This window comes from Cupriavidus sp. DF5525, assembly GCF_040149425.2.
Lineage (GTDB): Bacteria > Pseudomonadota > Gammaproteobacteria > Burkholderiales > Burkholderiaceae > Cupriavidus > Cupriavidus pickettii_A.
In genome coordinates, this window is record NZ_CP168265.1 from 1121848 (window position 1) to 1146207 (window position 24360).

The 24360-nt window shown below is 67.9% G+C and carries 23 protein-coding genes; 12 read left to right on the forward strand and 11 right to left on the reverse strand.

Annotation, left to right across the window (positions count from 1 at the left end):
• The first annotated feature begins 140 nt into the window (after positions 1–140).
• On the forward strand, positions 141–3113 hold the full coding sequence (gene glnE / locus ABNX08_RS05360; RefSeq protein ID WP_349609440.1) for a bifunctional [glutamate--ammonia ligase]-adenylyl-L-tyrosine phosphorylase/[glutamate--ammonia-ligase] adenylyltransferase: 2973 nt from the start codon (positions 141–143) through the stop codon (positions 3111–3113).
• The gene (gene rrtA, locus ABNX08_RS05365; protein WP_041680971.1) at positions 3103–3753 is read left to right on the forward strand and encodes a rhombosortase; all 651 of its coding nucleotides are present in this window, start codon (positions 3103–3105) and stop codon (positions 3751–3753) included. The genes glnE and rrtA overlap by 11 nt, the downstream gene beginning before the upstream one ends.
• A gap of 31 nt (positions 3754–3784) precedes the next feature.
• Here the strand turns inward: rrtA and mprA are convergent, their stop codons facing one another.
• The 4 genes from mprA to ABNX08_RS05385 all read right to left on the reverse strand — a co-directional run bounded on the left by mprA (position 3785) and on the right by ABNX08_RS05385 (position 8807).
• Positions 3785–5428, reverse strand: coding sequence for an MprA protease, GlyGly-CTERM protein-sorting domain-containing form (gene mprA, locus ABNX08_RS05370; protein ID WP_022534138.1), 1644 nt, complete (start codon positions 5426–5428; stop codon positions 3785–3787).
• Positions 5429–5559: 131 nt separating this feature from the next.
• Positions 5560–6012 carry a hypothetical protein gene (locus ABNX08_RS05375; protein WP_349609437.1) on the reverse strand — a complete coding sequence of 151 codons (453 nt, stop codon included), beginning with the start codon at positions 6010–6012 and terminating at the stop codon, positions 5560–5562.
• 69 nt (positions 6013–6081) lie between these two features.
• Positions 6082–7836: a DNA repair protein RecN gene (gene recN, locus ABNX08_RS05380; protein ID WP_022534140.1), complete on the reverse strand. Its 1755-nt coding sequence runs from the start codon at positions 7834–7836 to the stop codon at positions 6082–6084.
• Between the two features lie 53 nt (positions 7837–7889).
• Positions 7890–8807, reverse strand: a complete 918-nt coding sequence (locus ABNX08_RS05385; RefSeq protein WP_349609435.1) for an NAD kinase — start codon at positions 8805–8807, stop codon at positions 7890–7892.
• A gap of 112 nt (positions 8808–8919) precedes the next feature.
• Here ABNX08_RS05385 and hrcA point away from each other — a divergent pair, with 112 nt between their 5' ends.
• The 3 genes from hrcA (at position 8920) to ABNX08_RS05400 (ending at position 11577) form a co-directional block, all read left to right on the forward strand.
• On the forward strand, positions 8920–9957 hold the full coding sequence (gene hrcA / locus ABNX08_RS05390) for a heat-inducible transcriptional repressor HrcA (protein WP_022534142.1): 1038 nt from the start codon (positions 8920–8922) through the stop codon (positions 9955–9957).
• A 112-nt stretch (positions 9958–10069) separates the two neighbouring features.
• The gene (gene hemH, locus ABNX08_RS05395; RefSeq protein WP_022534143.1) at positions 10070–11185 is read left to right on the forward strand and encodes a ferrochelatase; all 1116 of its coding nucleotides are present in this window, start codon (positions 10070–10072) and stop codon (positions 11183–11185) included.
• On the forward strand, positions 11182–11577 hold the full coding sequence (locus ABNX08_RS05400) for an RNA-binding S4 domain-containing protein (protein WP_022534144.1): 396 nt from the start codon (positions 11182–11184) through the stop codon (positions 11575–11577). Before hemH ends, ABNX08_RS05400 begins: the two co-directional genes overlap by 4 nt.
• Before the next feature lie 85 nt (positions 11578–11662).
• On the opposite strand, the gene ABNX08_RS05405 is transcribed toward ABNX08_RS05400, so the two are convergent.
• A complete protein-coding gene (locus ABNX08_RS05405; protein WP_022534145.1) occupies positions 11663–11836 on the reverse strand; it encodes a hypothetical protein in 174 nt (57 codons plus the stop codon).
• 275 nt (positions 11837–12111) lie between these two features.
• Between ABNX08_RS05405 and grpE the strand changes: the two genes are divergently transcribed.
• Positions 12112–12681, forward strand: coding sequence for a nucleotide exchange factor GrpE (gene grpE, locus ABNX08_RS05410; RefSeq protein ID WP_022534146.1), 570 nt, complete (start codon positions 12112–12114; stop codon positions 12679–12681).
• Between the two features lie 110 nt (positions 12682–12791).
• Positions 12792–13202 carry a thioredoxin family protein gene (locus ABNX08_RS05415; RefSeq protein WP_022534147.1) on the forward strand — a complete coding sequence of 137 codons (411 nt, stop codon included), beginning with the start codon at positions 12792–12794 and terminating at the stop codon, positions 13200–13202.
• 15 nt (positions 13203–13217) lie between these two features.
• Here ABNX08_RS05415 and ABNX08_RS05420 read toward each other — a convergent pair whose 3' ends face one another.
• Together ABNX08_RS05420 and ABNX08_RS05425 are read right to left on the reverse strand one after the other, a co-directional pair.
• Positions 13218–14510 (reverse strand): phospholipase A, encoded by a 1293-nt coding sequence (locus ABNX08_RS05420; protein WP_022534148.1) that lies wholly within the window; start codon positions 14508–14510, stop codon positions 13218–13220.
• Positions 14511–14632: 122 nt separating this feature from the next.
• Positions 14633–15064 (reverse strand): DUF1841 family protein, encoded by a 432-nt coding sequence (locus ABNX08_RS05425; RefSeq protein ID WP_041680973.1) that lies wholly within the window; start codon positions 15062–15064, stop codon positions 14633–14635.
• A 94-nt stretch (positions 15065–15158) separates the two neighbouring features.
• Between ABNX08_RS05425 and ABNX08_RS05430 the strand changes: the two genes are divergently transcribed.
• Together ABNX08_RS05430 and ABNX08_RS05435 are read left to right on the forward strand one after the other, a co-directional pair.
• Positions 15159–16091, forward strand: a complete 933-nt coding sequence (locus ABNX08_RS05430; protein ID WP_349609431.1) for a DMT family transporter — start codon at positions 15159–15161, stop codon at positions 16089–16091.
• An 87-nt stretch (positions 16092–16178) separates the two neighbouring features.
• On the forward strand, positions 16179–16766 hold the full coding sequence (locus ABNX08_RS05435) for a malonic semialdehyde reductase (protein WP_022534151.1): 588 nt from the start codon (positions 16179–16181) through the stop codon (positions 16764–16766).
• A gap of 56 nt (positions 16767–16822) precedes the next feature.
• Here the strand turns inward: ABNX08_RS05435 and nth are convergent, their stop codons facing one another.
• Positions 16823–17467 carry an endonuclease III gene (gene nth / locus ABNX08_RS05440; RefSeq protein ID WP_022534152.1) on the reverse strand — a complete coding sequence of 215 codons (645 nt, stop codon included), beginning with the start codon at positions 17465–17467 and terminating at the stop codon, positions 16823–16825.
• Entirely contained in the window at positions 17464–18273 is an 810-nt protein-coding gene (gene rsxB / locus ABNX08_RS05445; RefSeq protein WP_022534153.1) for an electron transport complex subunit RsxB, read from the reverse strand. The genes nth and rsxB overlap by 4 nt, the downstream gene beginning before the upstream one ends.
• Positions 18274–18577: 304 nt before the next feature.
• Here rsxB and ABNX08_RS05450 point away from each other — a divergent pair, with 304 nt between their 5' ends.
• A complete protein-coding gene (locus tag ABNX08_RS05450) occupies positions 18578–19213 on the forward strand; it encodes a TetR family transcriptional regulator (protein WP_022534154.1) in 636 nt (211 codons plus the stop codon).
• 43 nt (positions 19214–19256) lie between these two features.
• On the opposite strand, the gene ABNX08_RS05455 is transcribed toward ABNX08_RS05450, so the two are convergent.
• The gene (locus ABNX08_RS05455; protein WP_022534155.1) at positions 19257–20534 is read right to left on the reverse strand and encodes a polyhydroxyalkanoate depolymerase; all 1278 of its coding nucleotides are present in this window, start codon (positions 20532–20534) and stop codon (positions 19257–19259) included.
• 188 nt (positions 20535–20722) lie between these two features.
• Here ABNX08_RS05455 and ABNX08_RS05460 point away from each other — a divergent pair, with 188 nt between their 5' ends.
• Entirely contained in the window at positions 20723–20872 is a 150-nt protein-coding gene (locus ABNX08_RS05460; RefSeq protein WP_349609428.1) for a hypothetical protein, read from the forward strand.
• Between the two features lie 20 nt (positions 20873–20892).
• Here ABNX08_RS05460 and ABNX08_RS05465 read toward each other — a convergent pair whose 3' ends face one another.
• Entirely contained in the window at positions 20893–22089 is a 1197-nt protein-coding gene (locus ABNX08_RS05465) for an amino acid aminotransferase (protein ID WP_022534156.1), read from the reverse strand.
• A gap of 184 nt (positions 22090–22273) precedes the next feature.
• Here ABNX08_RS05465 and uvrB point away from each other — a divergent pair, with 184 nt between their 5' ends.
• On the forward strand, positions 22274–24358 hold the full coding sequence (gene uvrB / locus ABNX08_RS05470) for an excinuclease ABC subunit UvrB (RefSeq protein ID WP_022534157.1): 2085 nt from the start codon (positions 22274–22276) through the stop codon (positions 24356–24358).
• The last annotated feature ends 2 nt before the right edge of the window (positions 24359–24360 follow it).

Here is a 24360-nt window from a genome sequence, read left to right on the forward strand (position 1 = left end):
CGGCTAAAACAAGAATGCGTAGGTCGCGCGGGCCAAGCCTGCGCACGTGGCGTGCAGCGTTCACTACGATGGCGCGCCTGATGCGCTTGCAGGATGACACCGGCGCTGGCCGCACCTTTTCTCGCATTTCAAATACTGGAATGACTGCCTCTGACCCGACGAGTTCCGCCGCCGGCGGCGCCACCGACCAACATGGCGCGCTCGCCACACCGGCACCTGCGGGGCAGGGCCCCGGCACCATGGCCACCGGCGCCTTTGCCACCACGGCGGCGCAGGGGCCCGAGCCAGCCGACGGCGGCGGCCAGGTCGGCGGCCACGCATTGTACTCGGCTGCGTATTCGCATTACGCGCGCCGCATCTTCCAGGCCCGCGCGGACCTGCCCGCCATCCTCGCCGATGCCGCCACGCGGCCGCTGACGCGCGCCTGGATGCAGGCGCGCCTGCAAGCGCTGCACGAGCCCTCGGCCGATGCCGAAGAGGCCGCCAAGCGGGCGCTGCGCCGCCTGCGCGCCGAGGTCATGTGCGTGGTGATCGAGCGCGATCTGCGCGGCCTGGCCACGCTGGGCGAAGTCACCGGCGCCATGACCGACCTGGCCGAGCTGGTGATCCAGCTTGGCCTGACGATGCTGGGCGACGACCTGGTCGCCACCTTCGGCCGCCCGGTCGGCGCCCACAGCGGCGAGGTGCAGGAACTGGTGGTGGTCGGCATGGGCAAGCTCGGCGGGCGCGAGCTGAACGTATCGTCCGATATCGACCTGATCTTCCTCTATGACGAGGACGGCGAGACCCAGGGCGGTTCGCGCAGCCTGTCCAACCACGAGTACTTCATCAGGCTGGGACGCCGGCTGATCAACCTGCTCGCCGACGTGACCGGCGACGGCTATGTGTTCCGCGTCGACATGCGCCTGCGCCCCAACGGTGACGCCGGCCCGCTGGCGTGCAGCCTGGGCATGCTGGAGGAATACCTGGTGGTGCAGGGCCGCGAGTGGGAACGCTATGCCTGGATCAAGGGCCGCGTAGTGTCGGCACTGGACACGCCGCACGCGCAGCGCACCGCCAGCCTGCTGGCGCGGCTGACCATGCCGTTCGTGTTTCGCCGCTACCTGGACTACGGCGTGATCGCGGCGATCCGCTCGCTGCACGCGCAGATCCGCAGCGAAGCCGCCAAGCGCAGCGGCGGGCTGGCCGGGCACGGCGTCAACCAGCGCTCGTTCAATATCAAGCTGGGCCGCGGAGGCATCCGCGAGATCGAGTTCATGGCGCAGGTGTTCCAGCTGATCCGCGGCGGCCAGGACCCAGCGCTGCGCGTGCGGCCGACGCTGGAAGTGCTCGCGGTCGCGGTCGAGCGCGGCCTGCTGCCCGCCGGCCAGGCCGAGCAGCTCGGCGATGCCTACCGCTTCCTGCGCCAGCTCGAACACCGGCTGCAGTACCGCGACGACGCCCAGACCCACCATCTGCCGACGTCGCCCGACGAGCAGCTGGCGGTGGCGCGGATGATGGGTTGCGCCGACTGGCAGGCACTGCTGGCGCGCCTGGCGGCGCTGCAGGAGCCGGTGGCGCAGCAGTTCGAGGCGACCTTCTCGGATCCCGATGCCGCCCCCTGCGAAGCGCTCTGGCCGGGCATCGTGTTCGACGATAACGCCGCACAAGCGCAGGACAATCCGGAACAGGAACAGGACGACGCAGCCTGCGACGATGTCGCGGCGCCCTGCAATCGCCTGCAGGTCGCCGGCTTCACCGACTGCACCGGACTGCTTGACCGCCTGCGCGCGATCGCGACGTCGCTGCGCTACCGCGCGCTGTCCGAGTCCAGCCGCGCGCGCTTCGACCAGCTGGTGAATCGCGCGCTCGACCTGGCCGCGCGCCAGGAAGACGCCGACAGCACCATCGCCCGCTTTATCGACTTCCTGGAAGCGATCAGCCGCCGCGCCTCGTACCTGTCCCTGCTGTCCGAGTACCCGCAGGCGATGGACCGCGTCGCGCAGACGCTGCATGCCTCGCGCTGGGCCGCGGCCTACCTGACGCGTCATCCGCAGCTGCTCGACGAGCTGCTCGACAGCGACGCGCTCGCCGGCCCGCCGGACTGGGCCGCGTTCCGCAAGCGGCTGCACGAACGGCTGCTCGCCGCCGAGGGCCAGGTCGAGCACCAGATGGATATCCTGCGGCGCGAGCATCATGCCGAGACCTTCCGCGTGCTGCTGCAGGACCTGCAGGGCATGCTGACGGTGGAGCAGGTGGCCGACCGCCTGTCCGACCTGGCCGACGCCATGCTCGAGGCCACGCTGGAGACGGTCTGGCGCCAGCTCGCCACGCGCCACCGCGACACGCCGCGCTTTGCGGTGATCGCCTACGGCCGGCTGGGTGGCAAGGAACTGGGCTACGCCTCGGACCTCGACATCATCTTCCTCTATGACGACGAGCACGAGCGCGCGCCCGATGTCTACGCCACCTACGCGCGCCGGCTGATCACCTGGCTGACCAGCCATACCGCGGCCGGCGCGCTGTTCGACGTCGACACGCGGCTGCGCCCCAACGGCGCCGCGGGCCTGCTGGTGACCAGCTTCGACGCCTTCCGCCGCTACCAGCTGCGCGAGGGCGACAACACCGCATGGGTGTGGGAGCACCAGGCGCTCACGCGCGCGCGCTACTGCGCCGGCGACGCCGTCATCGGCGACCGCTTCGAGGCGCTGCGCGGCGAGGTGCTGTGCCAGCAGCGCGACGCCGCCGCGCTGCGCAACGAGATCGTGCAGATGCGCCGCAAGGTGGCCGAGGGCCATCCCAACCCGACCGGCCTGTTCGACCTGAAGCACGACCGCGGCGGCATGGTCGATATCGAGTTCACGGTGCAGTACCTGGTGCTGCTGCACAGCCGCGCCCATCCGCAGCTGACCCGCAACGCCGGCAATATCGCGCTGCTGCGCGAGGCCGGCGAACTGGGGCTGATCGATGCCACGCTGGCGCTGGCGGTGGGCGATGCCTACCGGCTGTTCCGCGCGCGCCAGCACCAGTTGCGGCTCGACGGTCAGGCGCACGCGCGCGTGGCGCCGGCCTCGGTGGCGCCGCAGACCGCGCAGGTGCGCGCGCTGTGGCGGGCCGTGTTCGGTGAGGACTGAGAGCGCGGCAGGCCGGCCCGCGCCCGCGCCCGCCGGCGCATCGTGGCCGGGTTTGCTGGCCGCGATCGCGCTGGTGTGGGCGCTGTCGGCCTGGTTCACCTTCGTGCCGTGGTGGCATGCGCACGGTCTTTACCTGCGCGACGCGGTGCGGATGGAGGGCCAGTGGTGGCGGCTGGCGAGCGCCATGTGGGTGCACCTGGGCTGGCGCCATTGGCTGGCCGACGCGCTCGCGGCCACCGGCCTGCTGGCGCTCGCGGGTCGCGTCGCGCGGGCGCGCGCGATGCTGCTGGTGCTGATCGCCTGCGGCATCGCGGTGCAAGCCGTGCTGCTGCGCGTGCCGGCGATCGGCTGGTATGGCGGGCTGTCCGGTGCGCTGCACGGGCTGGCCGTGTGGGGCGCGCTGGCGCTGCTGCGCGCGCCGGGCTTCTCACGCGCGCTGGGCGTGCTGCTGTGCCTGGGCGTGCTGGTCAAGGTCTGGCTGGAACAGTCGTGGCTGGCGCCGGTGGTGTTCGAGCCGGCGCTGGGTTTCGGCGTGGTGCGCGCCGCGCATGCGGCGGGCGCCGTGGCCGGGTTGCTGTGCTGGGTGTTGCAGGAGTGGTGGCTGGCGCGGCGGCCGGCGGCAGGCGCGGGCGACGCCTGACCGGCAGCGCCCGCGCGCCACGCTTCAGAATTCAGGCACGCCGCCGCAGCGTAAAGGCCAGCAGGCCGGATAACGTCAGCAGCAACGCACCCCAGACCGGCATCGCGCCGCCGCCGCCGCCGGATGAGGGCGCCGGCGCCACTGCGGCGGCCGGTGCCGCCCCCGCCGCCACCAGGGCCCCGTCGGCATCGAGCAGCCCCGCGCCGCACACACCGGGGTTGGTGGTGCAGAAGGTGCCGGACGGGTGCGGCCGCGCCGAAGCTTTCAGCGCCGTGGTCACCTGCGCCGGGGTCAGCGCCCCGTTCACCGCAAACATCATCGCCACCACGCCCGACACCATCGGCGCCGCAAAGCTGGTGCCCTGCGACGACGACACCGTGTACGCGCCCAGCGAGGTCTGCCCGAGGTTGCTCAGCGTGCGGATCACCGACGGCGTCACCGTGCACTGCCCGTTCTGCACGCGCGAATTGCCGCAGCCGCCGCCGGGCGCACTGATGGCGACCTGCGCGCCGATGTTGGCATAGGTGGCGTTCTCGCCGTCGTTGGCATGCGCGGTAACGGCGATCACGCCGCTGCAATCGGCCGGCGCTTCCACCGCGCCGCGGTTGTTGCCCGCCGCGGCCACCACCACCACGCCGCGCGCGTTCAGGTCGTTGACGGCCTGCTGCTCGATGCTGCTGCAGGTGCCGCCACCCAGGCTGATATTGACCACGCGCGCGGGCGTCGGGTTGGCCGGCACGTCGGGCACCGGCAGGCCACCGGCCCAGCGTAAGGCGTCGACGGTATCGGACAGCAGCGCGCCGCAGCGCCCCGATACGCGCACCGGCAGAATGCGCGCATTCCAGTCGACGCCGGCGATGTCCTGGGCGTTGTTGGTGAGCGCCCCCAGCACGCCCGCCACGCGCGTGCCGTGCCAGCTGTTTGGCGTAGCCTCCTGTTCCGCCGTGGAGCTGCCGGGGCAGGTGAAGCCCACCGGCACGTTGTCGCCCGCATCGGTGGCGTCGCTGTCACGGCCGTTGTCGTCATTGGAGATGGTGGTGCTGCTGATGAAGTCATAGCCCGGCAGCAGCCGTCCCGCCAGGTCGGGGTGGGGCAGCACGCCGGTATCGACCACCGCGATCACCACGCCGCTGCTGCCGCGCGTGCGGTCCCAGGCGCGCGGCAGGTTGACGCCGCCGACCGCAGTGCCGGTGCCCATCAGATAGGGCTGGTTGACGCGGAACTCAGGGTCGTCGGGCAGGGTGTCGTGCAGCCGCAGCCAGCGGTCGGGCACGGCGTCGGCCACGCGTGGGTCCTGGCGCAGCCGCGCCGCGGCCGCTTCGGGGTCGGCGGCGAGTTCGGCCGGGACCTGCAGCAGCTGCAGGTTGCCGCCCATCGGGCGGCGCAGCGTGGCCGCGATGCCGGTGCGCTCGCGCAGTTGCTGCAGGTTGTCCTTGGGCTCGCCCGTCGCTGCCGAGGCCGGGTTCTTGCCGGCGGTGGCAGGGTCGGTGACGGAGGTGGAGCCATCGCGCCAGCGCACGATGATATGGCCGGTGTAGGCCTGGGCGCCCGGCGCGGCAAGCGCCCCGGTCGCCGGCACCGCGCCGCAAATCGCGGCTGCGGTGAGGAGGGTTACCCGCCAGCGGCGGGCCGGCGAGCATCGGCGGAAGACGGGCTGCGCGTTGGATTGCGGCATGTGTTCCTCCTGGGGCGCCGGCCGGCGGGGACGGTGCGGGGCATGCTATGTAGCGAATACGATCCTGGCCGATAGCGCAAGGGCTACCGAGGGCTTAGAACGCGTCTCTTCCGGACAGCGCCGGAGCGCCGTCAGCTTTGCGGCATGTCCCGGCTGGTGGGCATATTCCGGTTGGGCTTGATCAGGCGGTCGGGCTCGGCGGTGTCGATGCGCGGCGTGGCGCGCAGGGTGTCGACGGCCTGGTCGATGGTCGCCTCCGCCGACGGCGAGATTGCCGTCACCAGCCAGACACCGTCCGACATCGGGCGCTTGACCACGAAGCGGATCGGCCCCTTGATCTCGGCCAGCAGCTTGCCGGCATCTTCTGACAGATTCACCGCGGGCGGCTTGAAGCGGACCATGATGTCGCCGAGCGAGCGGTCGTCGCTGATGCTGCCCGGCGGCGGGGCGTAGGCCTTGGACTGGGCCTGGCAGCCGGACAGCGCCAGCAGTGCCGCCGAGGCGGCGGTGGCGATCGCCAGAACGGCGCGCAGGGATGCCCGGGGGCGATGCCGGAAGCCGGCTTGCGGCGCTTGGCGGGTCATGGTGAAGCTCCTGTCAGTATCGGGTGGGCGGCCGCCGCAGTGGGCGGCCATGGGCGGGCAGCGGGGAGATCAGCCTGCGGCGCGGCGGCCGCGCCGGCCTTCCTTGGCGCCCGCGCTGCGCGCCGACTGGCTGGCTGGTGCCTCGGCCATGCCTTGCGCAAGCATTTCCTCGGCATGCTGCAGCGTGGTCGCGGTGACGGTGGCGCCGCCCAGCATGCGGGCAGTCTCGACCACGCGGCCGGCGGGATCGAGCACGCGGATGCGCGAGCGTGTGACCGAGCCGTCGCCTGCCCCGGTGGTTTCCTTGCTGACCAGCAGGTGCGTGCCGGCCTGCGCGGCGACTTGGGGCAAGTGGGTCACACACAGCACCTGGCGCGCGCGGCCCAGCTCCTGCAGGCGCCGGCCGACCACCTCCGCGACCGCGCCGCCGATGCCGGTGTCGACCTCGTCGAAGATCAGCGTGGGCGTGGGCGAGGCTTCGCTGGTGATCACCGAGATCGCCAGGCTGATCCGCGCCAGTTCGCCGCCGGAAGCCACCCGGGCCAGCGGCCGCGCGCTGACGCCGGCATGGCCGGCAACCAGGAACTCGACCTGCTCGAGCCCGTAGCTCTGGCCTTCCTCGAGCGCGTTCAGCGCGGCCACAAAGCTGCCGCCGGCCATCGACAGTCCCTGCATGGCCTCGGTGACCGCGGCCGACAGCGCCTGCGCCGCCTGCCGGCGGGCGTGGCTCAGGTGTTGCGCCAAGGTCAGGTAGGCGGCCTTGGCCGCGGCCTCGCGCGCCATCACCTTGTTCAGGTCCTGGGCGGCCTGCAGGTCGTCGAGCTGCTGGCGGCGTGCGGTCAGTTCGTCGGGCAGTTGTTCCGGCGGCAGGCGGTACTTGCGCGCGGTGGCGTGCAAAGCCTGCATCCGCTCTTCCACCGCCTGCAGCCGCTCGGGGTCGAGTTCGAGCCGGTCGACATAGCGCGTCAGCGAGTGTGCGGCTTCCTCGGCCTGCATCTGGGCGGGTTCGAGCGCGGCCAGCACGTCGCGCAGCGCCGGGTCGAGATCGGCCAGCTGCTGCAGCCTGTGCACGATGGTGTTCAGCGCCGACAGCACCGAGCCGTCGGCCTCGGACAGCGCATCCAGCGCGGCGCGGCTGCCGTCGATCAGGCCGGCGGCGTGCGAGAGTCGGTTGTACTCGGACTGGATCTCTTCCCATTCGCCCGGCTGCGGGTTGAGCTTGTCCAGCTCGCCCACCTGCCATTCCAGCCGCTCGCGCTCGAGCTGCATCTCGCGCGACTGGTGCTCGACCGCCTCGCGCTGGCGCACGCAGGCACGCCACGCGCGCCAGGCCTCGGCCACGGCGCCGGCCTGCTGGGTCAGCCCGGCATGGGCGTCGAACAGCAGGCGCTGGGCGTCGGGGCGCAGCAGCAGCTGGTGCGCGTGCTGGCCGTGGATGTCGACCAGCTGATCGCCGACTTCGCGCAGCTGCGCCAGCGTGGCGGCGGCGCCATTGATAAAGGCTTTGCTGCGGCCGCCGGCATCGACGGTGCGGCGCAGCAGCACGCTATGCACGCCGTCTTCCGCGTCGCCGTTGAGTTCGCGCTCGGCCAGCCAGGCGTCCAGCGCCGGGTGGGTCGAGAAGGTGGCGCTGACGCTGGCGCGCGGGGCGCCTTCGCGCACCACGCCGGCATCGGCGCGCTCGCCCAGCACCAGGGCCAGGGCATCGATCAGGATGGACTTGCCGGCGCCGGTTTCGCCGGTGAAGACGGTGAAGCCGGACGTGAAATCCAGGTCGAGCGTGTCGACGATGACGAAATCGCGGATGGACAGGCTGCGCAGCATCGTGGCGTGAGGGGGTGTCGGTCCGGTGGGTCGGGCTCGGGCTGGGGGGCGGCTCAGAGGCGGTTGTCTTCGGACGGATACTCGTGCCAGTGCAGCTTCTTGCGCAGCGTGGCGTAGTAGTTGTAGCCGACCGGGTGCAGCAGGTTGATGTGCTTCTCCGAGCGCCGCACTACAATGCGGTCGCCCGGCAGCAGCGAGGTCAGCGACTGCATGTCGAAGTTGACGCTCGCGTCGCGCGCGCTGGCCACTTCGATGGTGACCTCGGCGTCGTGCGGCAGCACGATCGGGCGGTTCGAGAGCGCGTGCGGGGCGATCGGCACCAGCACCACGCCGGACAGCGTAGGATGCAGGATCGGGCCGCCGGCGGACAGCGCGTACGCGGTCGAGCCGGTGGCGGTCGACACGATCAGGCCGTCCGAGCGCTGGTTGTACATGAAAAAGCCGTCCACCGACACCGCCAGCTCGACCATGCCGGAGATGCCCGAGCGGTTCACCACCACATCGTTCAGCGCCAGCGCGGAAAAGATATCCATGTCGTCGCGCACCACGCGCGATTCCAGCAGCAGCCGGGTCTCGGCCTCGTAGCGGCCGTCGAGCATGTCGGGCAATACCGTATGCGCGTCTTCCAACGCGATATCGGTCATGAAGCCGAGCCGCCCGTGGTTGACGCCGATCAGCGGCACTTCGTGGCCGGCCAGCTGGCGCGCCAGGCCCAGCAGGGTGCCGTCGCCGCCCAGGACCACGGCGACATCGGCCTGTTCGGCGATCTCCTCGGCGGAGAGGGCCGGGTAGCCGGTCAGCCCGGTGGCCAGCGCGGTCTCGCGCTCGAACACCACATCCTGGCCGTTGCGCAGGATATAAGAGGCGATCTCCTCCAGCGGCCCTTCGATGCCGGCGGTGGAATACCGGCCCACCAGGGCGACGGTCTTGAACGGAGTGCGCAACGCGCTGTCTTTGGGGGGGGCGGACATGCCGGGATTAGACCATACCGCCGTAACCGTTGTCAGCATGCCGGGTGCGGAACCCGGCGCCGGGCGAGGCCGGGCGCCGGAAGGTCCAAAACTTGCGTAAAATCGGGACATCATGGATGAACGTTCCAAAACGCTGCTCAAGACCCTGATCGAGCGCTACATCGCGGAAGGTCAGCCGGTCGGTTCCCGCACCCTGTCCAAGTACTCGGGGCTGGACCTGTCGCCGGCGACGATCCGCAATGTGATGTCCGACCTGGAGGAGATGGGCTTTATCTCCAGCCCGCACACCTCGGCTGGCCGTATCCCGACGCCGCGCGGCTACCGGCTGTTCGTTGATTCCATGCTGACGGCCAAGCCGCTCGAGCGCAACGCCGACCTGGCCGAGCTGACCGGCCAGATCCAGGACCAGCTCGGCGGCCAGCAGCTGGGCCCGCAGCGGATGATCACCATGGCGGCGCGCACGCTGTCCAACCTGTCGCACTTTGCCGGCGTGGTGATGACGCCGCGGCGCGCGCAGGCGTTCCGGCAGATCGAATTCATGCGGCTGTCGGAAAAGCGCATCCTGCTGATCATCGTCAGCCCTGAAGGCGACGTCCAGAACCGCATCATCCAGACCGAACTGGCTTATACGCCGGCGCAACTGATCGAGGCGGCCAACTACTTCAACTCGCATTACGCCGGCATGAGCTTCGACTCGGTTCGCGACCACCTGCGCGTGGAACTGCGCGACCTGCGCCGCGACATGTCGCAGCTGATGCAGGCGGCGGTCGAGGCCGGCAGCACCGTCGAGGACGAGGAGGACGACCACGTCTATATCAGCGGCGAGCGCAAGCTGCTGGAAGTGGAAGACCTGGCCTCCAGCATGGACAAGCTGCGCCGGCTGTTCGACGTGTTCGAGCACAAGACCAGCCTGCTGCAGCTGCTGGACGTGTCCAGCCACGCCCAGGGCGTGCAGATCTTCATCGGCGGCGAGAGCCGGCTGGTGCCACTGGAAGACATGGCGGTCATCACCGCGCCGTACGAAGTCGACGGGCAGATCGTCGGCACGCTGGGCGTGATCGGCCCCACGCGCATGGCCTACGAGCGCGTGATCCCCATCGTCGACATCACCGCGCGGCTGCTGTCCAGCGCGCTGAGCCAGAACCAGTGACACGGCTGGCCGGTCTCAAAAGCTGCCCCATTCCTACCGAGCGCGGCAAATATTGCCGAAGCGTGTTGCGAGCGCTCGTTATCTGCGCTCGCCGCGCCAACCCGGAAGCGACATGACGTTTTCTCCCGAACCGGCCTACCAGCACGGCCAGGCGCCACGCACGGCGATCCTGCTGGTCAACCTGGGCACCCCCGACGCGCCCACGCCCAAGGCGGTGGGGCGCTACCTGAAGGAGTTCCTGTCCGACCCGCGCGTGGTGGAGATCCCGCGCGCGGCCTGGCTGCCGCTGCTGCACGGTGTGATCCTGCCGCTGCGTTCGCGCGCCTCGGCGCTCAAGTACGAATCGATCTGGCTGCGCGAGGCGCATATGACGGGCTCGCCGCTGCTGGTCTACAGCGAGCGGCAGGCGCATGCGCTGCAGCGGCTGCTGAACCAGAACGGCCATGAGGTGACGGTGGCCTGCGCGATGCGCTACGGCAACCCGTCGATCGCGTCGGTGCTGGAGGCGCTGCGCCGCCAGGGCTGCGAGCAGGTGCTGGTGCTGCCGATGTACCCGCAATACTCGGGCACCACCACGGCGACCGCGTTCGACGAGGTGTTCCGCGTGCTCGGCCAGTGGCGCAACCAGCCCGAGTTGCGGCTGGTCAAGCATTTCCATGACCACCCGGCCTATATTTCGGCACTGCACCAGCAGGTCGGCGCCTACTGGGCCCGGCACGGCATGCCGGACTTCGCCCACGGCGACAAGCTGATCCTGTCGTTCCACGGCGTGCCGCGGCGCACGCTGGAGCTGGGCGACCCGTACCACTGCGAGTGCCTGAAGACCGGCCGCTTGCTGGGCGAGGCGCTGGACCTGCAGCCGGGACAATACCAGGTGACGTTCCAGTCTCGTTTCGGTAAGGCGGAATGGCTGCAGCCGTACACGGCCCCGACGCTGGCCGAGCTGGGCAAGGTCGGCGCCGGCCGGGTCGACGTGTTCTGCCCCGGCTTCCCTGCCGATTGCATCGAGACGCTGGAAGAGATCGCCATGGAAGGGCAGACTGAATTCAAGGTCGCGGGCGGCAAGGACTTCCACTTCATCGCGTGCATGAATGATTCGGCACCGTGGGTGGCGGCGATGGCGGAGATCGCGCTGCAGCACCTGCAGGGCTGGCCACTGGCCACGCCGCACCCGCACGAACTGGAAGCGCGGCGCTCGCGCGCGCAGACCCGGGGAGCGGCGGCATGAATGTGGATTTTGAGGCAGATGCGCGCCAGCGCATCGACAAGTGGCTGTGGTGCGCGCGCTTTTTCAAGACGCGTTCGCTGGCGGCCGAAGCGGTGGAGCGTGGCAAGGTGACTGTCAACGGCCAGCCGTGCAAGAATTCGCGCGAGGTGAAGCCGGGCGACAAGGTCGTGCTGGAAGCGCACCAGCAGCGCTGGGAACTAGCGGTCAAGGGCATTGCCCCGGCGCGCGGCCCGGCGCCGGTGGCGCAGACACTGTACGAGGAAAGCACAGAGAGCCAGGCGCGCCGGCAGGCCGATGCCGAACGCCGGCGCCTGCAGCCGGAGCCGTCCGCGCAGATCCAGGGCCGTCCGACCAAGCGCGACCGCCGCCGCATCGACGACTTCAAGGGATGAAATGACAACGCGGCGGCACCGGCATAGCGCCGGTGCCGCCGCGCAGCGGAAGGGTGTCGGACAGGAGGCTGTTGGTCCCGGCCGACTATTCCTGCGTGACTTCCTGACTGACGATAGGAACGATGTAATGCTTGAACACCGCCTTGCCACTGCCATACTCCGTATCGCGCGGCGTGAACGCGCCGGAGAGGCAGATAAAGGTGGTCATGACCGCTAATGCGGCCACGAGGCACAGCGTCACCACAGGCAGCTTATGCATGGCCAAATTTTCCGAAGAGGCACAAATGTGAACCATCTCCTGGGCCCCCGACATTTTTGTCATTTTTCTTAATGAGAATCTTAGTGAGTGCGGTGCAGCAAAGCAATAAGGCGTCTATTGCACAGGCCAACGCTTTGTAACGGTGTGTTTCCGCGTCTCGCTGGCGCCACTCTTGAAAACCGGCGCCTTGCCACCAACTGCACGCAACACACGCCGATTTACCACCCGGGGCCGCGCCATCGGCCGGCCGCGACAATGTATTGATACGGATCGACATGGAAGACCAGAAGCAGACGCCATCCACCCAGACGCCTACGCCCGCGGGCGATGAGGCGGCCAGCGCCGCGACCGCAGGCCAGGAGACCGCCGCGCCGGAAACCGCTGCCGTGGAGGATGTGGCGGCCCAGCTGGCCGCCCTCGAAGCCAAGGCACGCGAGAACTATGACCTGTACATGCGCGCCGTTGCCGACGGCGAGAACATCCGCCGCCGCGGGCAGGAAGATATTTCCAAGGCGCACAAGTTCGCGATCGAGAACTTCGCCGACAACCTGCTGCCGGTGATGGACAGCCTGCAGGCCGCGCTGGCCGACGGCTCGGGCGATATCGCCAAGCTGCGCGAAGGGGTCGAGCTGACCGCGCGCCAACTGGCGGCGGCGTTCGAGCGCGGCAAGATCGTGGAACTGAACCCGGTGGGCGAGAAATTCGACCCGCACCGCCACCAGGCCATCTCGATGGTGCCGGCCGACCAGGAACCGAACACCGTGGTTGCCGTGCTGCAGCGCGGTTACACGATTGCCGACCGCGTGCTGCGGCCGGCGCTGGTGACGGTGGCGGCACCCAAGTAAGCCGGGCAGGGCGGCTGCGCGACTGCGCTGTGTGTCCTGACCCTGTACCCTGATGCAGCGCCCGGTGCCGACTGGCCCGGGCGTTTGTCTTTTCGGAGCCAACCGTGAGTATGGAACAGGAATCGTCCCAGGCCCCCCATCTCGACCACCGCGCCTTCGATGCCTTCGGCATGCGGCAGGTCGATGACAAGACCATCGACGCCGCCATTGCCGGCGCCGGCGATGCGCTGGTGTGCGTGTTCTTCTGGGGCGTGGACTGCTTCAACTGCGAGATGGCCAAGAAGGCCATGCTCGCCAATCCCGAGCCGATCCGAGCGCTCGAACTGCACTGGCTGCACGCCAATGTCTATACGTACCCGGAACTGGGCCGCCGCTTCGGGCTGCACGGGATCCCGGTCTTCATGTTCTTCCAGAATGGCAAAAAACTGGGCCGCGCCACCGGCTGGCACGGCCACGGCCAGTTTGCCGCCGCGGTCGGCAATGCGCGGCTGAAGGCGAGCGGCAAGCCGCTGGCGGGCTGAGTCGGGCTAGCGCCGTCAGCGTGACAGCGCGTAGCCGATGCGGAACTGCCAGGGCAGCTTGTGGTTGTAGTCGAGCAGGCTCTCCCCGTAGCCAACGAAGTAGCCCGCCACCAGGTACCCGGCGGTGCCGGGCAGCAGCCGCGCCATCGGGTAGCTGACCTGCGCGTCGACGCTGCCGTACCACTTGCGCGTGCCCTTGCGCAGGGTCGCCGAGAACTCCCACGAATCCGGCCGCCCGTAGGCGATGCCCAGGTCCATGTAGCCGCGGTAGTAGGCGATATCGGGGTTCTCCGACTTTTCCACGTAGGCGTAGACCTTGGGTGCGACGCGCCAGTGCCAGTCGTTCTGGTCGCCAAAGTAGAAGGTCGGCTTGACGAAGACCGTGTTGATGCTGCGCGATTCGTCGCCGTCGCGGCCGTTGGATTCATGCTCAAAGCCGGTGGCCAGCGACAGCCGGCTGATCACGCTGTTGCGCACGCCGGTATCGGACAGGTAATAGAACAGGCTGGGCTTGTAGTTGGTATCGCGGAACGGCTTGGACTTCTCGGACAGATCCCATATCGAGAACTGGGTGTAGCCCACGTAGAGGTTGTCGAACAGGCTTTTCGACGCGGGGTCCTCGCCTTCGAAGATGCGGTACTTGAAGCTGAGCTGGAACTTGGCGTTGGCGCCGCCATGCCCGCCGACCATCAAGTACATCGGATCGTGGAACGACAGGCGTGCGCTGTCGCGCAGGTCGGCCGGTGCGGGGGCGGCGGCGCTGGCGGTAGTGACCGGGGTCACCGGCACGGGCGCGGCATCGGTTGTATCGGCGGGCGGCGCCGGCGGCTTGGCGGCGACCGGCGGGGTTGCCGTGGTCGACTCGCCGGGCTGCGGCAGGCGGTTCAGCGTTACCGTTACGGGAGCGGCGTCGATGCCGGTTGCGTCCAGCCGCACCTGGCCGCGCAGGGCCGGCGGCAATGCCACCGTGTAGCGGATCGCTCGGTGCTCGCCGCGGCGCAGGTTGACCACGGCCGGGCCCGACACCTCGCGCCATAGCACCAGACGTACCGGCGCCTGCAGGTCGCCGGAAGCGGTCACCTCCAGCGTGTCGGGGATACGGTAGCGGCGCGTGGCGTCGTCGGCGCTGACCACCAGCGTCAGCGTCAGCGGCTTGTTACCGTCGATCACGCGCGGCGGTTGCAGCAGCGCCACGCCGGCGTGGCCGGCCAGCGGCCAGGCCAGCATCAGCGACAGGTAGATCGGGGCAAGGGCGCGGCCGGCGAGCGCCAGCCGGCGCCGGCGGGGAGGAGGGGCAATGCGGGACATGGCTTGCGGGCACCGCGCAACCATGTGACGGCAACGCGGCTAGGGAAAATACTGACCCGCAAAGCCTACCACGCACCCGTCCGAGGGTTGTGACGAAATGTACGCTGCACTTGGCGCGTACCTTAGCGGTTGGCGCGGCGCTTGATGCAGTCGACGTAGTGGTCGCCGTCGGGGGGCTGGCCGGTGCGCTGCGCCTGCCACAGCATTTCTCCGAGGCATTCCATCACCTGGTGCTGCGCTTCGTGCGGCGAGTCCAGGCGGCGCGCCAGCGTCTCGTAGGCCTGGCGGATGCCGCGCGGCTGGTCGACCGAGACCTGCTCGGAAATCGACAGGTGCATGGCCAGATGCAGGAAGGGATTGGCCTGGCCGTGCTCCGGGGTGTAGTCCTGCGCCAGCGCGCCTTCGGTGTCGCGCAGCAGGTCCTGGTACTCGGGATGCTCGCCGATCCAGTCGACGGCGATGGCTTCCAGCGGGGTCAGCACGCCGCCTGCAATCTGCTTCTGCCAGGCATCGCAGAAGAACCGGCGGACTTCTTCTCGTGAGGGATTGAACATGGTGGCGCCATTGTAAACGAGGGCTGCGGCCCTCGCTGGCGTGCCCCGCCGCGCCAAGTAGAATGCAGCATCGCCGACTCCCGCCCCCCCCCCGATGACCGCTTCCACCGCCGCCGACCACGCCCGCAACAAACTCGCTGGCGTGCTGCTGATCGCGTTGTCGGCCAGCGCCTTCGGGGCCATGGCGATCTTTGCGCGCTTTGCCTACGCGGCCGGCGCGGATGTCTACGGCCTGCTGTTCGTGCGCTTCGTGCTGGCGGCCGTGGCGCTGGCGTGGGTGATGCGCGCGCGCGGCATCGGCCTGCCGCCATGGCGCCGCGTGCTGGCGCTCGCGGCGATGGGCGGCATCGGCTATGTGGGGCAGTCGTTCTGCTTCTTCAGCGCGCTCAACCATGCACAGGCCAGCCTGGTGGCACTGCTGCTGTACCTGTATCCGCTGTTCGTGACGATCCTGGCGGCCATCTTCCTGAAGGAGCGGCTGACTACGGCGGCGGTGATCGCGCTGGTGCTGTGCTCGGTCGGTGCCGGCCTGACCGTGGGCGGCGGCGAGGGCTCGCCGCTGGGCATTGCACTGGGCCTGGCGGCGGCGGTGATTTATTCCGTCTACATCATCGTCGGCGCGCGCGTGACCGCCAGCGTCAACCCCATCGCCACCACCACGGTGATCTGCACCGCGGCCGGACTGGTTTACGGCGTGGTCGGCTTGCTGCGCCTGGGCGCGGGCGCGCCGCCGCAGTTCCCGGCCACCGCCGGCGGCTGGCTGGCGATGGTGGGCATCGCGCTGCTGTCGACGGTGTTGGCGATCCTGACCTTCTTTGCCGGCCTGCAGCGGCTGGGTGCGGCGCAGGCGTCGATGCTGTCGACGCTGGAACCGGTGGTGACCGTGCTGCTGGCCGCCGTGCTGCTGGGCGAGCATATCGGCCCGGCGCAGGCCGTCGGCGGCGGGCTGATCCTCGCCGGCGTGCTGTGGCTCACGCGCCGCGCGAATGCGCCCGTGCCAGCCCGGGCCAACGTGCAAGAGAATTGAACGGCTTGCTCAAAGGTGCTGTCGCGGCACGCTGACACCGTTCGGTACAATCGCGTCTTCTCACCAATCCTGACCAGGAAGGAGCACATGTCCCAGATCGACCAAGCCGCGCTGGCGCAGCTGTTTACCGAAGCCCGCACCCACAACGTGTGGCAGGACCGCCACGTGGACGATGCCGTGCTGCACCAGGTCTATGAAGCGATGAAGTTCGGCCCGACCGCCGCCAACAGCTGCCCGGTCCGCATCGTCTTCGTCAAGACCGCCGCCGAAAAGGCGCGCCTGGTCGAGTGCGTGTCGGCCGGCAATACCGAGAAGACCCGCTCGGCGCCGGTGACCGCGATCATTGCCTATGACACCGCGTTCCACGACCAGTTGCCCAAGCTGTTCCCGCACGCCGACGCCCGTTCCTGGTACGCCGGCAACGACGAGAAGATCGCCCGCGATGCACTGGTGAACAGCTCGCTGCAAGGCGGCTACTTCATCCTGGCGGCACGCGCGCTGGGCCTGGACTGCGGTCCGATGGGTGGTTTCGATGCCGACAAGGTCAACGCGGCGTTCTTCCCGGACGGCAAATGGAAGGTCAACTTCCTGTGCAACCTGGGCTACGGTGAAATCGACAAGCTGCATCCGCGCGGCCCGCGCCTGTCGTTCGACGAAGCCTGCCGCATCGTCTGACGCACGGCCAGCGTGAATAAGAAAAACCCGCCTCGGCGGGTTTTTCTTTTGCCGGCTCACACGCGCGGCGCCTCCGTTTTCTCACGGTACTCGCACAGCGGCTCGATCACGCAGTGCCAGCACTCCGGCCTGCGCGCCTTGCACACGTAGCGCCCATGCAGGATCAGCCAGTGGTGGGCATCGTGCAGGAATTCATGCGGCACGCACTTGAGCAGCTTCTGCTCGACCTCCTGCACGTTCTTGCCCGGCGCCAGCCCGGTGCGGTTCGAGACGCGGAAGATATGCGTGTCCACCGCGATGGTGGGCTCGCCGAACGCCGTGTTGAGCACCACGTTGGCGGTCTTGCGCCCCACGCCCGGCAACGCCTCCAGCGCTTCGCGGTCGGGCGGGACCTTGCCGCCGTGGCGCTCGACCAAGATGCGGCAGGTCTCGATCACGTGCTTGGCCTTGGTCTTGTACAGCCCGATGGTCTTGATGTATTCGCTCAGCCCGGCCTCGCCCAGGTCGAGCATCTGCTGCGGGGTATGAGCGACCGGGAACAGCCGGCGCGTGGCCTTGTTGACGCCGACGTCGGTGGCCTGGGCCGACAGCAGCACGGCGATCAGCAGCTCGAACGGCGAGCTGTATTCGAGTTCAGTGGTCGGGGCCGGATTGACCTCACGCAGCGTCTCGAAGATGGCACGGCACTTGGCGGCGTTCATTGTTTTTCTTCTGGAACTTTGTTGGCGTTCTTGTCTGTCGCAGGCGCGGTGAGGCCGGCACGCGCGCGGCGCGCTTCCGCTTCATCGATCTGAGCCTGCACCGCGGGCGAAACGTTCTCCGTATTGCGCGGTTGCACAGCCTGCTGCTTCTGCCGGGCGCGCTCGATCGCGGCCTGGATGATGGCGCGCTTGCGTTCCCGCGCGGCGCGCTCGGCTTCGCTTTCCGGCGTTTCCGCCTGCACCGCGGCGAGCTTGGCCGCGGCCTTGGCGGCCAGGCGCGCGTCGTTCTCTTCGCGCTCGCGCACCAGCCGCGCCTTGCGCGCGAGGTAGCGCGCGTGCGCGGCATCGGCCTGTTCCTGCGACCACGCGGCCCAGCCGGTGCGCTCGCCGGTGACCGGGAGCATGGCGATGCAGTCGACCGGGCAGGGGGCCACGCACAGGTCGCAGCCGGTGCACAGCTCCGGGATTACGGTATGCATCTGCTTGGCCGCGCCGGCGATGGCATCGACGGGGCAGGCCTGGATGCACAGCGTGCAGCCGATGCAGAGGCTCTCGTCGATGCACGCCACCGCGCGCGGCTGCTCGATGCCGCGCTCAGGATCGAGCGGCAGCGGTTCGACCTTCAGCACCGCGGCCAGGCGGCGCACCCCTTCCGCGCCGCCCGGCGGGCAGCGGTTGCAGGCGGCCTCGCCGCTGGCCATGGCCTCGGCGTAGGGGCGGCAGCCATTAAAGCCGCACTTGGTGCACTGGGTCTGCGGCAGCAGCGCCTCGATGCGGTCGGCAAGGGTCTGGGCGGCGGGATTCACGACAGCGGGCAGGAAATCAGGGGACAAAACCGGAAAAGGCACACGGTGGACAGGACATGACAGGACATTGGCGGGGCGCTGTGCGTGCTTGGCGACATAACGTCCGCATCATCGGGCGAACAATAGGGGCGGACAATATGCCGGCTGGCCGCTGCGGCCCCTGCAGGCTTCTCCGAGCCTTCGCGCCGCAAGGATTATCCCCGATTTCGCCGGCGGACAGAAACGGCGATGATGCGCGTCGCACAGCCGGATTGCCGCACTCCGGCCTGTGCCATAATCCGCGCAACAATCGACCAGCCACCCAATGTCAACAGAGACCAAGACCAAACGCGACCCGGAAGGGACGCGCCGACGCATCCTCGCTGCGGCCACCGAGGAATTCGCCAAGGGGGGCCTGGCCGGCGCCCGCGTCGACCAGATTGCCCGACGCGCGGAAACCAACGAGCGCATGCTGTATTACTACTACGGCAGCAAGGAAGGCCTGTTTCTCGCTGTACTTGAGAAGCAATACGCGGAATTCCGCGCCGCCGAAGAGCAACTCCACTTGGTCGACGAAGACCCCGTGGCGGGCGTGCGCACCCTGGCGCGCTTTGTCTGGGACTGGTACTACGAGCACCCCGAGTTCATCCGCCTGGTCAACAGCGAGAACCTGCACGAGGCCCGGCACCTGAAGAAGTCCGCACAGCTGCAGCAGCTGATCAACCCGGTGGTGGACGTGCTGGCCGATGTGATCCGGCGTGGGCAGCAGCAGGGCGTGTTCCGCGACAATATCGACGTGCCGCAGTTCTACCTGACGATCTCCGCGCTGGGCTACTACGTGCTGTCCAACCGCTACACCATCAGCGCCGTGATCGGCCGCGACGTGGCCTCGCAGCACGAGCATGAGCGCTTTGCCGAGCTGCACTCCGAAATGCTGCTCTGTTACCTGAAGCGGCACTGACCGCCCAAGAAGAAACGCCCGCGATTGCGGGCGTTTTCTTTTGTTACTTGGCTGCCGCAGTGGCAGCGGAAGCTGTGGCCGGGTGGTACTGGCGGATGAAATCGCGCAGCAGCGGGTAGATGTCGTCGCGCCAGCGTCGGCCCGAGAAGATCCCGTAGTGGCCGCAGCGTTCGGCGTTCAGGTGCTGCTTGCGCGCTTTCGGGATGCCGCTGCACAGGTCGTGCGCGGCCGCGGTCTGGCCGGCGCCGGAGATATCGTCCAGCTCGCCTTCGATGGTCAGCAGCGCGGTGCTCTTGATGTCCTGCGGACGCACCGGTTTGCCGTCGATGGCCCAGGTGCCGTTGGCCAGGCGAAATTCCTGGAACACTTCGCGGATGGTGTCGAGATAGTACTCGGCGGCCATGTCGAGCACGGCGTTGTACTCGTCGTAGAAGCGTACATGAGCCTCGGCGTCGTCGGCATCGCCTTCGACCAGGCTCAGGTAGTAGTCATAGTGTGAGGAGAGGTGCCGGTCCGGGTTCATCGCCACGAAACCGGCATGCTGCAAAAAGCCCGGGTAGACGCGGCGGCCGTGGCCGGGATAGTTGGCCGGCACGGTGTAGATGACGTTGTTCTCGAACCACTCGTAGGATTTGTTGATCGCCAGCGAGTTGACCGCGGTCGGGCTCTTCCGTGCGTCAATGGGGCCGCCCATCATCGTCATGGTGCGCGGCGTCTTCTCGCCGGCCGAGGCCATCAGCGAGATCGCGGCCAGCACCGGTACGGTCGGCTGGCACACCGAGATCACATGCAGGTTCTCGGCGCCGATATGGCGGATGAATTCCTGGATGTAGTAGATGTAGTCCGAAAGGTGGAACGCCCCCTGGTCGGCCGGCACCATGCGCGCGTCGATCCAGTCGGTGACGTAGACCTTGTGGTCCTGCAGCAGCGTGCGCACGGTGTCGCGCAGCAGCGTGGCGTGGTGCCCGGACAACGGCGCGGCCACCAGCACCACCGGCTCGTCCTTGAGCAGCTTGATGGTTTCCGGATCGTCGGCATAGCGCTTGAAGCGCAGCAGCTTGCAGAACGGTTTTTCCAGCACGGTCTGTTCGACGATGGGGATGTCGCGGCCGTTGGAGCGCACCGACTTGATGTCGAACGCCGGCTTTTCATATTCCTTGCCGAGCCGGTACAGCAGTTCGTAGCCGGCTGCCAGGCGGGGGGCGCCAGGAACCAGCGACATCGGGCTGAGGGGGTTGGTGAAGGTCTTGGCGGTCGCCTGGGCCCACGCGGTCAGCGGGTGCAGGATCGAGCGCTGGAACTCATGCAATTGATAGAGCATGCCGTTTCTGCCTGGTCTTACAACGAAATACGTACCACCAAGTACTAATGTACTGACAATACACCTTGGATCGTGGCGCTGATTATGCCCTTAATCGAACGGCCGTGCTAACGATCTTGCTGTGCAGCATATACCTTAAGGTACATCGATATCCGCAGAAAACAATACGACAAAGGCCTGATTTCTGGATGACACCGTCTTACAAAAAACGCAAACAAATGCAAAAAGCGGCCGAAGCCGCTTTTTTTGTGTTGCTTTGTGATCTTCTCGGCAGTCGCCCGCCGAAGGGTGACCTCGAAAATCATCCCTTTCCGACCGCAGAAATCATCCTTTTCTGACGGCCGGATTGCACATCGCCTTACATTACCGTTGCGATCGCATCGACCACTGCGTCGATATTGCGGCTGTTCAGCGCTGCCACGCAGATACGGCCGGTACCGACCGCGTAGATGCCGTGCTCGTTGCGCAGGCGGTCGACCTGGGGCGAGGTCAGGCCCGAGTACGAGAACATGCCGCGCTGCGCCTTGACGAAGGAGAAGTCGCCCGGCACGCCTTTGGCGGCCAGCTTGTCCACCAGTGCGTGGCGCATCAGCTTGATGCGGTCGCGCATCTCGGCCAGCTCTTCTTCCCACATGGCGCGCAGTTCCGGGCTGTTCAGCACGGTGGCGACCACGGTGCCGCCGTGCGTCGGCGGGTTGGAGTAGTTGGTGCGGATCACGCGCTTGACCTGCGACATCACGCGTTGCGCTTCTTCCTTGCCGGTGGTGACGATCGACAGCGCGCCCACGCGCTCGCCGTACAGCGAGAAGCTCTTGGAGAACGAGCTCGACACGAAGAAGGGCAGGCCGGAGTCGGCGAACAGGCGCACCGCGGCGCCGTCGGCGTCGATGCCGTCGGCAAAGCCCTGGTAGGCCATGTCCAGGAACGGGATCAGGTTGCGTTCCTTGACCAGCTCGACCACCTGCTTCCACTGCTCGGGCGACAGGTCGACACCGGTCGGGTTGTGGCAGCAGGCGTGCAGTACGACGATGGTGTTGGCCGGGTATGACTTCAGCGATTCCACCATGCCGGCGAAGTTCAGGCCGTGGCTGGGGGCGTCGTAGTAGGTGTAGTTGACCACCGGGAAGCCGGCGGCTTCGAACAGCGCGCGGTGGTTTTCCCAGCTCGGGTCGCTGATGGCGACCTTGGCGTCAGGGTAAAGGCGCTTCAGGAAGTCGGCGCCGATCTTCAGCGCGCCGGTGCCGCCGAGTGCCTGGGCCGTCACCACACGGCCTTCCGTGATCAGCGGCGATTCCTTGCCGAACAGCAGCGTCTGCACGGCCTGGTCATAGGCGGCGATGCCTTCGATCGGCAGATAGCCACGCGGCGTGGCGGTGGTCAGACGGGCCTTTTCTGCCTCCTGGACGGCGCGCAGCAGGGGGATTTTCCCTTCGTCGGTGAAGTACACGCCAACGCCCAGGTTGACCTTGGTCGGGCGGGTGTCGGCATTGAAGGCTTCGTTGAGGCCCAGGATCGGGTCGCGCGGGGCCATCTCGACGGCAGAAAACAAACTCATTTGGAATCTCGTGGTCGGCAATGAAAGAAAACGGGAAGGCGTAGAATGCTCCGGACTGCGCTGGGGGCTGGCAGGCCCCCGTTCTCTTCCGGCTTGAAGCGGGGGCTGACAACCCCAAGATTCTAGCGTATCCGCCCCGTATTCCTGAGGTATTTCCCTAATCTCGCCCGTAATTTCGCCCCCTATGTCGAACCTTGCAGAAGCCGCGCCGGCCCTGGACGAAGACAAATTCGTCACATTTCCCGGCTCCCCGTTCCAGCTCTACCAGCCGTTCCCGCCAGCCGGCGACCAGCCGGAGGCCATCCGGCAACTGGTGGAGGGGGTCGAGGACGGCCTGTCGTTCCAGACGCTGCTGGGCGTGACGGGGTCGGGCAAGACCTTCACCATGGCCAACGTGATGGCCCGCATGGGACGGCCGGCAATCGTGTTCGCGCCCAACAAGACGCTGGCCGCCCAGCTCTATTCCGAGTTCCGCGAGTTCTTCCCGCGTAACGCGGTCGAGTACTTCGTCAGCTATTACGACTATTACCAGCCTGAGGCCTACGTCCCGCAGCGCGACCTGTTTATCGAGAAGGACTCATCGATCAACGAGCATATCGAGCAGATGCGGCTGTCGGCGACCAAGAGCCTGCTGGAGCGCCGCGACACGATCATCGTGGCAACCGTCTCTGCGATCTATGGTATCGGCAACCCGACCGAATACCACCAGATGATTCTCACCTTGCGGGCCGGCGACAAGATCAGCCAGCGCGACGTGATCGCGCGCCTGATCGCGATGCAGTACACCCGCAACGAGACCGACTTCCAGCGCGGCACCTTCCGCGTGCGCGGCGACACCATCGATATCTTCCCGGCCGAACATGCGGAGATGGCGGTGCGGCTGGAGATGTTCGACGACGAGGTGGAGTCGCTGCACTTCTTCGATCCGCTCACGGGCCGCGTGCGCCAGAAGATCCCGCGCTTCACGGTCTACCCCTCGAGCCACTACGTGACGCCGCGCGAGACCGTGCTGCGCGCGATCGAGGCCATCAAGTCCGAACTGCGCGATCGGCTGGAGTTCTTCCACAAGGAAAACCGGCTGGTCGAGGCGCAGCGGCTGGAGCAGCGCACCCGCTTCGACCTGGAAATGCTGTCCGAGCTGGGCTTCTGCAAAGGCATCGAGAACTATTCGCGGCATCTGTCCGGCGCGCGCCCGGGTGAGCCGCCGCCGACGCTGGTCGACTACCTCCCGCCCGACGCCCTGATGTTCTTGGACGAGTCGCACGTGCTGATCGGCCAGCTCAACGGCATGTACAACGGCGACCGCGCGCGCAAGACCACGCTGGTGGAGTATGGCTTCCGGCTGCCGTCGGCGCTGGACAACCGGCCGCTGAAGTTCGACGAGTTCGAGCGCAAGATGCGCCAGGTGATGTTTGTCTCGGCCACGCCGGCGCAGTTCGAGCAGGAGCATGCGGGGCAGGTGGTGGAGCAGGTGGTGCGGCCGACCGGCCTGGTCGATCCCATCATCATGGTGCGGCCGGCCACCACGCAGGTGGATGACCTGCTGTCCGAGATCCATCTGCGCGTTGAAGCCGGCGAGCGCGTGCTGGTGACCACGCTGACCAAGCGCATGGCCGAGCAGCTCACGGAGTTCCTGTCCGAGAATGGCGTCAAGGTCCGCTATCTGCACTCGGACATCGATACCGTCGAACGCGTGGAGATCATCCGCGACCTGCGCCTGGGCGCCTTCGACGTGCTGGTGGGCATCAACCTGCTGCGCGAGGGTCTGGATATCCCCGAGGTGTCACTGGTGGCGATCCTGGACGCGGACAAGGAAGGCTTCCTGCGCGCCGAGCGCTCGCTGATCCAGACCATCGGCCGCGCAGCGCGCAACGTCAACGGCACCGCCATCCTGTACGCGGACCGCATGACCGACTCGATGAAGAAGGCCATCGGCGAGACCGAGCGCCGCCGCGCCAAGCAGATCGCCTTCAACGAGGCCAACGGCATCACCCCGCGCGGCGTGGTCAAGCGCATCAAGGACATCATCGACGGCGTCTACAACGTCAGCGACGCCAGGGCCGAGCTGCAGGCCGCGCAGGAGCAGGCGCGCTACGAGGACATGAGCGAGAAGCAGGTCTCCAAGGAGATCAAGCGGCTGGAAAAGCTCATGCTCGACCATGCCCGCAACCTGGAATTCGAGCAGGCCGCGCAGGTGCGCGACCAGCTGGCCAAGCTCAAGGCGCAGGTGTTCGGCGCCAGCGGCGACGGCGCGCTGCCGCCGGCCTGATG

Coding starts and splice junctions, on each gene's coding strand:
- ABNX08_RS05435 (WP_022534151.1), top strand. CDS start 16,179: ATGTCCCAGATCGACCAAGCCGCGCTGGCGCAGCTGTTTACCGAAGCC.
- ABNX08_RS05450 (WP_022534154.1), top strand. CDS start 18,578: ATGTCAACAGAGACCAAGACCAAACGCGACCCGGAAGGGACGCGCCGA.
- grpE (WP_022534146.1), top strand. CDS start 12,112: ATGGAAGACCAGAAGCAGACGCCATCCACCCAGACGCCTACGCCCGCG.
- ABNX08_RS05425 (WP_041680973.1), bottom strand. CDS start 15,064: ATGTTCAATCCCTCACGAGAAGAAGTCCGCCGGTTCTTCTGCGATGCC.
- hrcA (WP_022534142.1), top strand. CDS start 8,920: ATGGATGAACGTTCCAAAACGCTGCTCAAGACCCTGATCGAGCGCTAC.
- ABNX08_RS05465 (WP_022534156.1), bottom strand. CDS start 22,089: ATGAGTTTGTTTTCTGCCGTCGAGATGGCCCCGCGCGACCCGATCCTG.
- ABNX08_RS05415 (WP_022534147.1), top strand. CDS start 12,792: ATGGAACAGGAATCGTCCCAGGCCCCCCATCTCGACCACCGCGCCTTC.
- mprA (WP_022534138.1), bottom strand. CDS start 5,428: ATGCCGCAATCCAACGCGCAGCCCGTCTTCCGCCGATGCTCGCCGGCC.
- glnE (WP_349609440.1), top strand. CDS start 141: ATGACTGCCTCTGACCCGACGAGTTCCGCCGCCGGCGGCGCCACCGAC.
- hemH (WP_022534143.1), top strand. CDS start 10,070: ATGACGTTTTCTCCCGAACCGGCCTACCAGCACGGCCAGGCGCCACGC.
- uvrB (WP_022534157.1), top strand. CDS start 22,274: ATGTCGAACCTTGCAGAAGCCGCGCCGGCCCTGGACGAAGACAAATTC.
- ABNX08_RS05400 (WP_022534144.1), top strand. CDS start 11,182: ATGAATGTGGATTTTGAGGCAGATGCGCGCCAGCGCATCGACAAGTGG.
- ABNX08_RS05375 (WP_349609437.1), bottom strand. CDS start 6,012: ATGACCCGCCAAGCGCCGCAAGCCGGCTTCCGGCATCGCCCCCGGGCA.
- ABNX08_RS05385 (WP_349609435.1), bottom strand. CDS start 8,807: ATGTCCGCCCCCCCCAAAGACAGCGCGTTGCGCACTCCGTTCAAGACC.
- recN (WP_022534140.1), bottom strand. CDS start 7,836: ATGCTGCGCAGCCTGTCCATCCGCGATTTCGTCATCGTCGACACGCTC.
- ABNX08_RS05455 (WP_022534155.1), bottom strand. CDS start 20,534: ATGCTCTATCAATTGCATGAGTTCCAGCGCTCGATCCTGCACCCGCTG.
- ABNX08_RS05460 (WP_349609428.1), top strand. CDS start 20,723: ATGACACCGTCTTACAAAAAACGCAAACAAATGCAAAAAGCGGCCGAA.
- ABNX08_RS05405 (WP_022534145.1), bottom strand. CDS start 11,836: ATGCATAAGCTGCCTGTGGTGACGCTGTGCCTCGTGGCCGCATTAGCG.
- ABNX08_RS05420 (WP_022534148.1), bottom strand. CDS start 14,510: ATGTCCCGCATTGCCCCTCCTCCCCGCCGGCGCCGGCTGGCGCTCGCC.
- ABNX08_RS05430 (WP_349609431.1), top strand. CDS start 15,159: ATGACCGCTTCCACCGCCGCCGACCACGCCCGCAACAAACTCGCTGGC.
- nth (WP_022534152.1), bottom strand. CDS start 17,467: ATGAACGCCGCCAAGTGCCGTGCCATCTTCGAGACGCTGCGTGAGGTC.